At 69.6% G+C, this 12,058-nt stretch carries 10 protein-coding genes and 2 pseudogenes; 7 read left to right on the top strand and 5 right to left on the bottom strand.

All coding sequences use genetic code 11. The annotated features are described in order from the left end of the window. Window positions 1-74 precede the first annotated feature (74 nt). The 4 genes and pseudogenes from QF034_RS39180 to QF034_RS39165 all read left to right on the top strand — a co-directional run bounded on the left by QF034_RS39180 (window position 75) and on the right by QF034_RS39165 (window position 4,359). Window positions 75-890 (top strand): oxidoreductase, encoded by an 816-nt coding sequence (locus QF034_RS39180; RefSeq protein WP_307179400.1) that lies wholly within the window; start codon window positions 75-77, stop codon window positions 888-890. Between the two features lie 112 nt (window positions 891-1,002). Next, a complete protein-coding gene (locus QF034_RS39175; RefSeq protein WP_307179399.1) occupies window positions 1,003-2,034 on the top strand; it encodes an SMP-30/gluconolactonase/LRE family protein in 1,032 nt (343 codons plus the stop codon). Between the two features lie 42 nt (window positions 2,035-2,076). Continuing rightward, window positions 2,077-2,776 (top strand): annotated as a pseudogene (locus QF034_RS39170) (SDR family oxidoreductase). A 128-nt stretch (window positions 2,777-2,904) separates the two neighbouring features. Continuing rightward, the gene (locus tag QF034_RS39165) at window positions 2,905-4,359 is read left to right on the top strand and encodes a DHA2 family efflux MFS transporter permease subunit (RefSeq protein ID WP_307179398.1); all 1,455 of its coding nucleotides are present in this window, start codon (window positions 2,905-2,907) and stop codon (window positions 4,357-4,359) included. 183 nt (window positions 4,360-4,542) lie between these two features. Here QF034_RS39165 and QF034_RS39160 read toward each other — a convergent pair whose 3' ends face one another. From QF034_RS39160 to QF034_RS39145, 4 genes and pseudogenes are all read right to left on the bottom strand, one after another. Continuing rightward, the gene (locus QF034_RS39160) at window positions 4,543-5,016 is read right to left on the bottom strand and encodes a winged helix-turn-helix transcriptional regulator (protein ID WP_307180086.1); all 474 of its coding nucleotides are present in this window, start codon (window positions 5,014-5,016) and stop codon (window positions 4,543-4,545) included. Window positions 5,017-5,117: 101 nt separating this feature from the next. Then, window positions 5,118-5,333: pseudogene (locus tag QF034_RS39155) on the bottom strand (alpha/beta fold hydrolase); the annotation flags it as partial. A 10-nt stretch (window positions 5,334-5,343) separates the two neighbouring features. Next, on the bottom strand, window positions 5,344-5,934 hold the full coding sequence (locus QF034_RS39150) for a TetR/AcrR family transcriptional regulator (protein WP_307179397.1): 591 nt from the start codon (window positions 5,932-5,934) through the stop codon (window positions 5,344-5,346). A 145-nt stretch (window positions 5,935-6,079) separates the two neighbouring features. Continuing rightward, entirely contained in the window at window positions 6,080-6,580 is a 501-nt protein-coding gene (locus QF034_RS39145) for a PaaI family thioesterase (RefSeq protein ID WP_307179396.1), read from the bottom strand. 105 nt (window positions 6,581-6,685) lie between these two features. Here QF034_RS39145 and QF034_RS39140 point away from each other — a divergent pair, with 105 nt between their 5' ends. Both QF034_RS39140 and QF034_RS39135 read left to right on the top strand, forming a co-directional pair. Continuing rightward, window positions 6,686-7,153: a winged helix-turn-helix transcriptional regulator gene (locus QF034_RS39140; RefSeq protein ID WP_307179395.1), complete on the top strand. Its 468-nt coding sequence runs from the start codon at window positions 6,686-6,688 to the stop codon at window positions 7,151-7,153. Window positions 7,154-7,820: 667 nt separating this feature from the next. Next, a complete protein-coding gene (locus QF034_RS39135; RefSeq protein ID WP_307179394.1) occupies window positions 7,821-8,840 on the top strand; it encodes an NADP-dependent oxidoreductase in 1,020 nt (339 codons plus the stop codon). A gap of 35 nt (window positions 8,841-8,875) precedes the next feature. Here QF034_RS39135 and QF034_RS39130 read toward each other — a convergent pair whose 3' ends face one another. Beyond that, window positions 8,876-9,871 carry an enoyl-CoA hydratase/isomerase family protein gene (locus QF034_RS39130; RefSeq protein WP_307179393.1) on the bottom strand — a complete coding sequence of 332 codons (996 nt, stop codon included), beginning with the start codon at window positions 9,869-9,871 and terminating at the stop codon, window positions 8,876-8,878. Between the two features lie 169 nt (window positions 9,872-10,040). Between QF034_RS39130 and QF034_RS39125 the strand changes: the two genes are divergently transcribed. Continuing rightward, complete coding sequence (locus tag QF034_RS39125; RefSeq protein ID WP_307179392.1) at window positions 10,041-11,942, top strand: propionyl-CoA synthetase; 1,902 nt, start codon at window positions 10,041-10,043, stop codon at window positions 11,940-11,942. The last annotated feature ends 116 nt before the right edge of the window (window positions 11,943-12,058 follow it).

The following is a 12,058-nucleotide window of genomic DNA, read 5'->3' as shown; positions in this document are numbered from 1 at the left end:
CCATCGACCGATGACACCCATATGGTCGTACGAACGTAAGGCGTACGATCGTAATTTCAACCAGGGAGCTCGTGATGGCGACAACTCAGCCGGTGGCGCTCGTGACAGGTGCCTCATCGGGAATCGGCAAGGAAACGGCACGCGCCCTGGCCGCGGCGGGTTTCGAGGTGATCGGAACCGGCCGCAAGACCTCCGGGCTCACCCCGCCCGCCGGTGTGACGTACCTGGATCTCGACGTGGCCAGTGACGACTCGGCCACCGCCGCGGTCGAAGAGGTGATCGCCCGGTTCGGGCGCATCGACGTCCTGGTCAACAACGCAGGCATCGGCACGGCGGGTGCCGTCGAGGAGAACTCCGTCGCCCAGGCCCAGAACCTCCTGAACGTCAACGTCCTCGGCGTCATCCGCATGACGAAGGCCGTCCTGCCGCACATGCGCGCCCAGGGGGGCGGGCGCGTCATCAACGTCTCGTCCGTCCTCGGCGTCGCCCCCCAGCCCTTCATGGCTCTCTACGTCGCGTCGAAGCACGCCGTCGAGGGCTACTCCGAATCGCTGGACCACGAGGTCCGCGAGCACGGCGTCCGGGTCCTCCTCGTCCAGCCCGCCTACACCAAGACCAGCTTCGACACCAACGCCACGCAGCCCGACACCCCGCTGCCCCTCTACGCGGAGCGACGGCGCGTCTTCGACGAAGTGATGGCACAGGCGATGAAGGACGGCGACGACCCCGCCGTCGTCGCCAAGGTGATCGTCACCGCGGCCACCGACAAGAAGCCGAAGCTGCGCTACACCGCCGGGCCGCTGGCCTCCCGTGTCACCACGGCGCGCCGCCTCGTCCCCGCCGGAGCGTTCGACAAGCAGATCCGCAAGAACAACCGCATGCCCGGCTGACCGATGTCTCCGAAGGTCCATCGCTCCGTCACTCGTTGATCCACCGAGGAGAGTCATGCAGCAGCAACGTCAGCAAACGGCCCGGCACAGTACATCCAGCGCGAGACGTTTCATGAAGAAGAACGCCGGAATCGCACTGACGGCCACCGCGACGGCGGCCGTCCTGGGGGCGGCGCCGTCCGCGTCGGCGGAGACGGGACAGTCGTACAGCAGATCCGTGGTCACCGACGTACGGACCGCGGCGACGTTCGACTACGCCGCCGGCGAGATCCCCGAGAACATCACCGTCAACCCCGACGGCTCGGTGACCCTGTCCATGCTCGGCAGTTGCGCGGTGTGCCAGCGCACGCATGGGCCGCAGCTGATGCGTATGGACGCGTCCGGGCACCGTACGGTGCTCGTCACGGGGCAGGTGGGTGAGGCGATCAGCGGCAACACCCGTGGTGATGACGGCACCGTCTACTACAGCGTGTGGGCCCCGGGGAACGCGGACCGGAACGGCGTGTACGCGCTGGGTCCGGACGGTACGCCTCAGCGCATCGCCGCTCTGCCCGCCGACTCGGGCCCCAATGGGCTGGCCATCGACTCGGCCGGACGCACCCTCTACATCGCGGACAGCCTGAAGGGCATCATCTGGTCCGTCCCGGTCTCGGGCGGATCGGCGACCCCGTGGCTGACCGATGCCGCTCTCGCGCCGGTGCCGACCGAGGCCCTGCCGATCGGTGCCAACGGACTCAGGTTCCACAACGGCGCTCTGTGGGTCAGCAACTTCAACAAGGGAACGCTGCTGCGGGTACCGGTCACCGGCACCGGCGCGGCCGGTCCCCTCCGCCTCGTCGCGGGCGGCCTGCCCGACATCGACGATCTCAGCTTCCTCACCCCCCGGTCCGATGTGGTGTTCGCGGCGCAGAACGGCTCCTCCTCGCAGAACGGTCCGGACAGGGTCGTGGTGATCTACCCGAACGGCACCTACCAGCCCGTCCTGACCAGCAAGGACGGCCTCGCCTCGCCCTCCGCGACCGCAGTCCGCGGCGACCTGCTGTACATCACCGACGGCGGGGTCCCCGAGCCCCACGACCCGAAACTGCAGACCGGGCGGATCAACTTCCCGGCTCTCCTCGCCGACGCGGCACACCGACTTTAACGTACGATCGTAATTCCATAGTCCATTGCATGAGGAACCTCCATGGAACTCTCCGCCAGCACCGCTCTTGTCACCTTGAGCCAACCGGGGCTTCGGCCGGGCACTCGCCGCCGAGCTGCTCGGCCGCGGCGCCACCGTCTACGCCGGCGCCCGCAACCCCGACCAGGTCGACCTGCCCGGCGCCAAGCCGATCGCCCTCGACATCACCGACCCCGCCTCCGTCGCGGCCGCCGCCCGGGCCACCGGTGACGTGACCCTCCTGATCAACAACGCGGGGTCCTCCACCGGCGCCGACCTGCTCACCGCCGACCTGGACGACATCCGCCTGGAGATGGACACCCACTACTTCGGCACCCTCTCGGTGGCCCGCGCCTTCGCACCCCAGATCGCGGCGGGCGGCGGCGGCACGATCCTCAACGTCCTGTCCGCCCTGTCGTGGGTCAGCTTCCCGCAGTTCGGCGCCTATTGCGCCGCCAAGTCCGCCGAGTGGTCGCTCACCAACGCCCTGCGCCTGCAACTCGCCGGCCAGGGCATCCGAGTGGCCGGCCTGCACGTCGGCTACATGGACACCGACATGGTCCGGGCAGTCGACTCGGTCAAGTCGGACCCCGCCGACGTCGCGCGGATCGCCATCGACGGCATCGCCGCCGACGCCTACGAGATCCTCGCGGACAACGCCGCCCACCAGGCGCAGGCCGCCTTGGCCGGAGGCGTCTCCACGCTCTACCCGCAGCTCCCCTGAGGGCCGACCGCCCAGGAATCCGCACCGGGCCCGGTGTATGCCGATGCTCGGTGTCGCACGCCATGCCGTCCCCCGCCGGCATCCACGTCCATTGATCCGTCGTGAAGTACGTCCGCCCAGGGAACGCCATGGAACAGCACCGCAAGCAACCGGCTCGGGGCGGCAGCGCCGTCTGGGCCGTGGCCATCACCAGCATGGCCGGATTCATCGCCGCGCTCGACAACCTGATCGTCACCACCGCCCTCCCCTCCATCCGCGAGGACCTCGGCGGCGGCCTCGAGGACCTCGAATGGACAGTGAGCGCCTGCACCCTCACCTTCGCGGTCCTGCTCATGTTCGGCGCGTCTCTCGGTGACCGCTTCGGCCGCCGAAGACTGTTCGCCATCGGGCTCGGGATCTTCACCGCGGCCTCGGCCTCGGCCGCGCTCGCACCGGGGATGGGTGAACTGATCGCCGCGCGTGCGGCGCAGGGCGTCGGGGCCGCGATCGTGACGCCGCTGACGCTCACCCTGCTGTCGGCCGCCGTCCCCGCGGAACGACGCGGCACGGCCTTCGGCATCTGGGGCGCGGCCAGCGGCATCGCCGTCGCCACCGGACCGCTCATCGGCGGCACGCTCACCGAGCACCTCTCCTGGCAGTGGATCTTCTGGGTGAACGTCCCGCTCGGCCTGGCACTGATCCCGCTCGCCCTGCTGCGGCTGGACGAGAGTCACGGCCCGAACCCGAGCCTCGACCTCGTCGGCACGGTTCTGGCCAGCGGCGGTCTGTTCGGCATCGTGTACGGCCTGGTGCGCGGCAACGCCGACGGCTGGACGAGCACGCCGGTGCTGGGCGGCTTCTTCGCGGGTACGGCGCTGCTCGTCGGATTCGTCTTCTACGAACTGCGCGCCAAGCACCCGATGCTGCCGATGCGCCTGTTCCGCCACCGTTCCTTCAGCGCCCTCAACGCCGCCAGCCTGCTGATGTTGCTGGGCATGTTCGGGTCGATCTTCCTGCTCAGCCAGTACCTGCAGATCGTCGGCGGCTACTCGCCGATGGAAGCCGGCGTGCGGATGCTGCCCTGGACCGCCATGCCCATGATCGCCGGGCCGCCGGCCGGGGCACTGTCCGACCGCATCGGCGGCGCTCCCGTCGTCACCGTGGGCATGGCCCTGAACGCGGTGGGCCTCTGTCTCTGGGCACTCGCGGTGGAACCGCAGGTGTCGTACACCTCTCTGCTGCCGGCGCTGATCGTCTGCGGAATCGGCATGGGGATGTTCTTCGCTCCCAGCGCGAACCTCGTCATGAGCACGGTCCGCCCGGAGGAGCAGGGCATCGCCTCCGGAGCCAACAACGCGATCCGAGAGGTCGGCGGGGCCATCGGCGTCGCGTCGCTGGCGGCGGTCTTCTCCGCCCAGGGCGGCTACGGGTCGGCCTCACTGTTCGTGGACGGGCTGGTTCCGGCGCTCTGGGCCGGGGCCGGTGCGGTCGCCCTGGCCGCGGCCCTGGCCTTGCTGATGACCGGACAGCGCAAGGCCGACGGCCCGACTGCCGGCCTTGTCGCCGCGGGAGGTAATCCGGCCGGCGCCGCGGCCGCGACCTGAAGCCCGACCCGAGAGGCGGCGCCCACCCGGCTGCGGGGGCGCCGCCTCCGTCACTGATGCGCGGTTCACCGGCTCGTCACCGTGGGCTTGCTGTCGCTCAGGCCGTATCCGCGCAGATCCGGCGCCACAACGGTGCGCTCCACTGGACCGCTCCCCCGCCGGCAACCGCCACTGCTGCTCAGCTCACTCGGGCGACCTCATACGAAAGGCCGGCCCGGGGACGCTCTCGATGTCCTTCGCTTCCACCGGGTGGCCTCGTTCGCAGCGGATCCGGACGTCGACCTGGGCGCCGCACTCACGGTGTCGCGCCAGTACCGCCGGCCCCTCCGGGTCGGCGCGGTAACGGTCGCCCCACTGCAGCAGCCCCATCACGGCCGGCACCAGATCCATGCCCTTGGAGGTGATCACATACTTCGGCCGACTCCGCGAACCGGGCTCCTTGTACGTCTCGGTCGCCAGGATCCCTTCCCTCACCAGCATCCGGAGCCGGGTCGCGAGGAGGTTGCGAGGACAGCCGAGGACGCGTTCGAAGTCACTGAAGCGGGACGAGCCGTACCAGACCTCACGCAGGATGAGGATCGTCCACTTCTCGCCCACGATCTCAAGAGTCCGCGCGATCGAGCAGTTGGACGTGTCCCGGTCGAGTCGGGGGTCCATGCCGGTGTCCTGAAGAACTTCGGTCCACGCATCCATGGGAGCGATTCTAACCGCGCTTCAGTTTACTTTTATGTACCCAGTCGTCGCCCCCCGGGGATCCACTACCGCTCAAGAAAGTCGAGGGCTTCCGCGACGAACCGCTCGTGGAACTGGAAGATGCCCCCGTGACCGGCGTCGGGATAGACGACCAGGTCGGCGTTCGGCAGTCGCCGGGCCAGTTCGAAGGAGTTCTTCGTCGGCACCATCCTGTCGCTCTCGCCGTTGGCGACGAGCGCCGGCTGATGGATGACCGAGAGGTCCTGGGACACCCGCCAGGGAGGTGGTACGTCAGACTCGCTGGTCGGCGTCCAGCAGGGCGAGGGCGTTGTCGATCCCCTGCTCGAGGAGCCCGTCGGCGAGTTGACGGTCCGTCAAGGCGCGGGCGAGCTGCAGTGTCCCGGCCAACAGGCCGAGGAGGCCGAGCGCCTTCACTCGCGCGGACGACGGGGCCTCGGGCGCCATGCGAGAGGCGATGCCGTCGATGAGGACCAGGACGCCGTCGGTGTACGCCTGCCTGGTCGTGTCGGTGCAGCGCCCGATCTCGTCGAGCAGAGCGGCGTTGGGGCAGCCATCGCCGAGGTTGTCGCGGTGCTGGGTCGACAGGTACCCCCGCACGATCTGCTCGATTCCGGCACGGCCAGGTGCGGCCCGCGCGACGACGTTCTCGGCCTGCACCTTCAGCTGATCGGCGATCGCCGTGGTGACGAGGTCATCCTTGGATTCGAAGTGAGCGTAGAAGGCCCCATTGGTCAGCCCCGCGTCCTTCATGAGCGTCGAGACTCCGGAGCCGTCGATGCCGTCGCACTTGAACCGGCGACCCGCCGTCTCGATGATCCGCCGCCTCGTCTCCGCCTTGTGCTCTTTTCCGTATCGCACCACAGCACACGCTCCTCGCCGGCCGGAAGGACCGGTCGCCCGTCACCGACTTCGCCAGTCTATGGTATTGCGAACGTAATCCAAATCGTCGATCCAAAGCGTCGTCCCGGCTGCCTGCCCGCACGGACCGAGGGCTCCGCCCCCGGAGTCACACCCGAGGGGCCGGCACCGGGAAGAGCATGCAGCTGCTGGTGGCGTGGGCGAGGAGACGGTCCTTCGCGTCGAGCAACTGGGCCTGGGCGAGGGCGGTTTGACGACCCTTGTTCACGACCGTGCCGACGGCGCGCACCGGGCCCGTGTCCACGGTGATCGGCCGCAGGAACTTCACGGTCAGGTCGAGCGAGGTGTACGCCATGCCCTGCGGGAGGGTGGACTGGACGGCGCAGCCCGCCGCCGAGTCGAGCAGGGTGGCGAAGACGCCGCCGTGGACGCTGCCGATCGGGTTGTAGTGCTCCTCCCCCGGCGTCAGAGAGAAGACCGCCCTGCCGGGCTCCACCTCGTCCAGGTCGAAGTCGACGGTGTGGCTGATCGGCGCCCTCGGCAGCCGCCCCGCCTGCACCTCGCGCAGGAAGTCGATGCCGGCCATGCGTCCGGCGGCCTCCGCCGAGATCGCGGGATCGTCCCAGTGATACGTACGCGTTCGCCCCACGGCCCAGCGCCCTTCCCTCTGACTGTCAGCTGACTTTTCCAGGTGAAGCTAGGCTTTACTTCAGCTGACTGTCAATGGCGCAGTCAGCTCCCTTACGATGGCGGGATGGAGTGGCTTGAGGCGAGCACGGAGAACTGCCCCGTCCAGCGCACGCTCGACGTGATCGGGGAGAAATGGACGCTGCTGATCCTGCGTGACGCCGTCAACGGCGTCCGCCGCTTCGACGACTTCCACCGCCACATCGGCCTGTCGGAAGCCGTCCTCAGCGACCGCCTCCGCAAACTGACCTCGGCCGGCATCCTGAAGACCGTCCCCTACCGGGAGCCCGGCAGCCGCTCCCGCAACGAATACCGCCTGACCCGCAAGGGCTGGGACCTGTGGCCGGTTCTGATGGCGCTGAGCCAGTGGGGCGAGGCGTACGCCCTCGGCTCCGAAGGCCCTGTACTGGACGTACGCCACACCGAGTGCGACGCCCCGGTCCGCGTCGTCGTCGAGTGCTCTGCGGAGCACTCCAGCCTCACTCCGCGGGAAGTCACCGCCCGGCTGGGAGCAGGCGCCCGCCCCCACTCGTGAGCCGTGGTCTGCCGGACCGGGACGAGTCGCGTGCGTCGCGGACCTGCGCGCTGCCGCAGGCCATGCCGGCGTCCGTCCACCGTCCCGATCCGGCAGGCGCACGGGTCTCGCGACTGCCGCGCCCGGACCGCTCGGTCAGATCTTCGTCTTCTCCCGGACCCATGCGCCGATCCGTGCGATGGCGGCGCCGGTCTCCGGAATGCGGCCGGCGCCGTAGACGTACGAGTGCCGGCCTCCGGGGACCACGACGGTCGTCGTGTCGATTCCGCCGTCCTTGACGCGGGCGGCGAACTCCTCGTCCTCGCCGGCCAGGACCTCGTACGTTCCACGCGAAAGACGGCCTTCCGATGGTGGCCACTCTGGTCGGCGCGATCCTGCTCGCCCGGGCTACGGCGGGCACAGAGCTGTCGGAGAGGATCCTGGAGTCGACCCGCGAGGCCATGACCGCACCACCCAGGCCTTGACGCCGATCTCGCGGCGCCCCACCGTCTCGGCCTTCACCTCCATGCGGCGCCATGGCCTCACCTGAGTTTACTTTCCTACACTCAGGAAGTAGCGTCGTGGGCACCACGTCAACCCGGCCGCACGCGAGAACGGGCGCGCAGGGGGACCTGCGCGAAGAATCAGATCGGCCACCGGAACTCCCACGCACAGAGAGGCGGTCGGCGTGAAGGCATTCGTCGTCGCGAAGTACGGCAAGGACGGCGCGCGCGCCGCAGAGGTGCCCGAGCCCACGGTCGGAGACCGCGACGTCCTGGTCAGAGTGAGCGCCGCCAGCGTCAACCCGCTGGACAAGATGGTCCGCAACGGGGAGTTCAAGCTGCTCCTGAAGTACAAGCTTCCGTTCGTGCTCGGCCACGACGTGGCCGGGGTCGTGACGCGGGTCGGCTCCGCCGTACGCGGCTTCGCAGTCGGCGACGAGGTCTACGCCCGTCCGCGCGACCTGCGGATCGGAAGCTTCGCGGAGTTCATCGCGATCGACATGGACGATGTCGCGCCCAAGCCGGCCTCCCTCACCCTGCGCGAGGCAGCCGCGGTGCCGCTGGTGGCCCTGGCCGCCTGGCAGGTTCTCGTCGACCGGGCCCACGTGCGGCCGGGCCAGAAGGTGCTCATCCACGCCGGTGCCGGTGGCCTCGGATCGACGGTCATCCAGCTCGCCAAGCACCTCGGCGCCACGGTGGCGACGACCGCGAACACCGACACCGAGAAGTTGGTCCGGAGCCTCGGCGCCGACATCGTCGTCGACTACACCAGGGAAGACTTCTCAAAGGTGCTGTCCGGCTACGACCTGGTGCTGGACTCCCTGGGCGGCGCGAACCTGGAGAAGTCGCTGACCGTGCTGAAGCCCGGCGGCCTGGCCATCAGTGTCGTCGGCCCACCGGACGCCGGTTTCGCCAAGCAGCTCGGCGCCCCCTCCTTCATGGGTCTGATCATGAACACGCTCAGCCGCAAGGTGCGTAAGCAGGCGAAGGCACTGGGCGTGCGCTACGAGTTCTTCTTCATGCGGGCCAACGGCTCCCAGCTGCGCGAGCTCGGCGCCCTCTACGACAGCGGGCAGCTCCGCCCGGTCATCGACAGCACCTTCCCGTTCGACCGGACGCTCGAAGCGATGGCACACGTCGAGCAGGGCCGCACGAAGGCCGGCAAGGTCGTGGTCTCGATGGCGCCCGACCACGACAACGACTGAGAGTGTGCCGGTCACAGACCCTCCGTCCGGCACGGTCAGCGGAGGGGCGACGCACCCTGCCAGTGGGGAGCGCGGTCCTTGTCGACCAGGGCCGCACGGACGCCCTCCAGGAAGTCCGGCGTGCGGATGGTCGTGCGCGTGAGGGCGAGTTCGGCGGCGAGGCACTCGCGCAGCGTGCGCTGCCTGCCCCGGGCCAGCAGAGCGTGAGTGATCTCCAGGCTCTGCGGCGAGGCGGCCTCCAGGGCGGCCAACGCGGATGCGGCCCAGGGGGTGTCGAGACGGCGCAGGCGTTTCTCGATCTCACCCAAATCCGGCGCGCCGAACGCCCAGTCCACGTCTCCGCGTACCTCCGCCAGCCCGCTCTGCGCCACCGGGGAGCGGCCGGCGAGGCGGTTCAGGACCACGTCCACCGGGTCGCCGGGGTGGTCGGCCAGGGCAGGCCCGACCGCGTCGAGCCCGTCCGCGGGGACGAAGTGCGTGGCCAGCCCTGTGTACAGGGCGTCGGCCGCGTCGAGCCGGTGCCCCGTCAGCCCCAGGTACATGCCGATCGCGCCGGGCAGCCTCGGCAGAAAGTAGCCGGCCCCGATGTCCGGGAAGAACCCGATCCCGGTCTCGGGCATCGCCAGCACCGCGCGCTCGGTGACGACGCGGAAGCTGCCGTGGACCGACAGACCGAGACCGCCGCCCATGCACACGCCGTCGATGAGCGACACGACCGGCACGGGATACTCGGCGATCCGGGCGTTGAGCCGGTACTCGGAGGCGAAGAACCGCTCACTGGCCTCGGCATCCCCGGCGAGGCTGTGCTCGCGGATCGTGCGGATGTCCCCGCCGGCACAGAACGCCTTCGTGCTGGTACTGGCGAGCACCACGGCGGACAGCGGTGTGTGCTCCCACTCGACGAGCACCCTGTCGATGGCGGCGACCATGCCTGTCGTCAGGGCGTTGAGCGCCTTGGGCCGGTTCAGGAGGATGCGGCCTACGCCCCGGTGGACGTCGGCGAGGATCTCGGCCGCAGCGGTGTCAGTCATGGGTCTTCATCTCGTTTCCGCGCGGGGTGGGCACCTCAAGATCCTGACACAGGGCTGTGCCGACGCCCCGGAAGGGCCCGACCATGCCGTCCGGCATACGGTAGTTGCGTCCGACACGGTTCCGCACGCAGCCCCACCACCGTCCCTCGATGCCACAAAGGAGTGCGCGATGGGAACGTACGAGGATGTCTTCCGCGCCAGCACCGAGGACCCGGAGAGTTTCTGGCTGACGGCGTCAGAGGCCATCGACTGGGATGTCACTCCCCGACGCGCCCTGGACTCCTCCGGCGCACCGTTCTACCGCTGGTTCCCTGACGGGCGGCTCAACGTCTGCTTCAACGCGCTCGACCGGCACGTCGAAGCCGGCCGCGGCGGACAACCCGCGCTCGTCTACGACTCCCCCGTGACCGACACCCGCCGCACCTACACCTACGGGCAGCTGAAGGACGAGGTGGCGGCCTTCGCCGGAGCCCTCGCACAGCTCGGTGTGGGGCGCGGCGATCGCGTGGTCATCTACATGCCGATGGTTCCCGAGGCTGCGGTCGCGATGCTGGCGTGTGCGCGCATCGGCGCGGTCCACTCGGTCGTCTTCGGCGGGTTCGCCCCGCACGAGCTGGCTCTCCGCATCGACGACGCCACCCCCAAGGTGGTCGTCTCCGCCTCCTGCGGCATCGAGGGCAAGCGTGTCATCGCGTACAAGCCCCTGCTCGACCGGGCGATCGAGCTCGCCGTCCACAAGCCGGAGAAGAGGGTGATCCTGCAACGCCCGCAGGAGCCGGCCGCACTGGGGCCGGACGATCTCGACTGGGCCGGCCTGGTCGCCGCCGCGCCGCCGGCCGACTGCGTTCCCGTCGCCGCCACCGATCCGCTCTACATCCTCTACACGTCCGGAACGACCGGAAAGCCCAAGGGAGTCGTGCGGGACTGCGGCGGCTACGCGGTCGCCCTGCTCTGGTCGATGGGCGCCGTCTACGACGTGGGCCCGGGCGAGACGATGTTCACCGGCTCCGATGTCGGCTGGGTCGTCGGGCACTCCTACATCGTCTACGCGCCCCTGCTGGCCGGCGCGACGACGGTGCTGTACGAGGGCAAGCCGGTCGGCACGCCGGACGCGGGACAGTTCTGGCGCGTCGCCGCCGACTACCGGGTCAAGACCATGTTCACGGCGCCCACCGCCTTCCGGGCGATCAGGAAGGAGGACCCGAAGGGGGCGCTCACGGCCGGCTACGACCTCTCCCACCTGCGCTACCTCTTCCTCGCCGGCGAGCGCCTCGACCCCGAGACCTACCACTGGGCGAGCGCCCTCCTGGGCGTTCCGGTGATCGACCACTGGTGGCAGACCGAGACCGGGTGGCCCATCGTCGCCAACCCGGTCGGCATCGAAGCCGCGCCCGTCAAGCCCGGCTCCCCCACCCGGCCGCTGCCGGGCTGGGACGTCCGCGTCCTCGACCCCTCGGGCGAACCGGCGCCCGCGGGCGTCGACGGCGCGATCGTCGTGAAGCTCCCCCTGCCGCCCGGCGCGCTCCCCACGCTCTGGAACGACGACGACCGCTACATCGCCTCCTACCTCTCCGCATACGACGGCTACTACCTCACCGGCGACAGCGGACACATCGACGAAGAGGGCTACGTCTTCGTCATGGGCCGAACCGACGACGTCATCAACGTCGCCGGCCACCGGCTGTCCACCGGCAGCATGGAAGAGGCCCTGGCCGCCCACCCCGACGTCGCCGAATGCGCCGTCATCGGCGTCGCCGACGAACTCAAGGGACAGATCCCGCGCGGCTTCGTCGTCCTCAAGGCCGGCAGCGACCGCGAACCGGGCGAGGTCGAGGCCGAACTCGTCCAGCTCGTACGCGAACGCATCGGCGCCGTCGCCGCACTCAAGGACGTCACGGTCGTGGCCGCCCTGCCCAAGACCCGCTCGGGAAAGATCCTCCGCAAGACCATGCGCGGCATCGCCGACGGCCACGACGAACCCATCCCGTCCACGGTGGACGACCCCGGCGTCATCGAGACCCTGCGCCCGGTCCTCCGCAGCACTTGCCCACACTCCGTGAACGGTCCGTAGGCAAGGTCGTGTGACGAGGATCGGTACTTGGCACTAGGCAACGTTTCTGACCTGCACTGATGCGGGATCTGCACTGCCGCGCAGTGCAGATCCCGAGCCGTGGTCACCGTGTGCGG

Source organism: Streptomyces africanus (assembly GCF_030816955.1).
GTDB classification, from domain to species: Bacteria; Actinomycetota; Actinomycetes; order Streptomycetales; family Streptomycetaceae; genus Streptomyces; species Streptomyces africanus.
Note: the sequence above shows the minus strand (reverse complement) of the source record. Positions and strands in the feature narration are given on the sequence as shown.

Bases quoted from the DNA above. Each gene is read 5' to 3' on its own strand.
- QF034_RS39180 (WP_307179400.1), top strand. From the start codon at position 75: ATGGCGACAACTCAGCCGGTGGCGCTCGTGACAGGTGCCTCATCGGGA.
- QF034_RS39175 (WP_307179399.1), top strand. From the start codon at position 1,003: ATGAAGAAGAACGCCGGAATCGCACTGACGGCCACCGCGACGGCGGCC.
- QF034_RS39165 (WP_307179398.1), top strand. From the start codon at position 2,905: ATGGAACAGCACCGCAAGCAACCGGCTCGGGGCGGCAGCGCCGTCTGG.
- QF034_RS39160 (WP_307180086.1), bottom strand. From the start codon at position 5,016: ATGGACCCCCGACTCGACCGGGACACGTCCAACTGCTCGATCGCGCGG.
- QF034_RS39140 (WP_307179395.1), top strand. From the start codon at position 6,686: ATGGAGTGGCTTGAGGCGAGCACGGAGAACTGCCCCGTCCAGCGCACG.
- QF034_RS39130 (WP_307179393.1), bottom strand. From the start codon at position 9,871: ATGACTGACACCGCTGCGGCCGAGATCCTCGCCGACGTCCACCGGGGC.
- QF034_RS39125 (WP_307179392.1), top strand. From the start codon at position 10,041: ATGGGAACGTACGAGGATGTCTTCCGCGCCAGCACCGAGGACCCGGAG.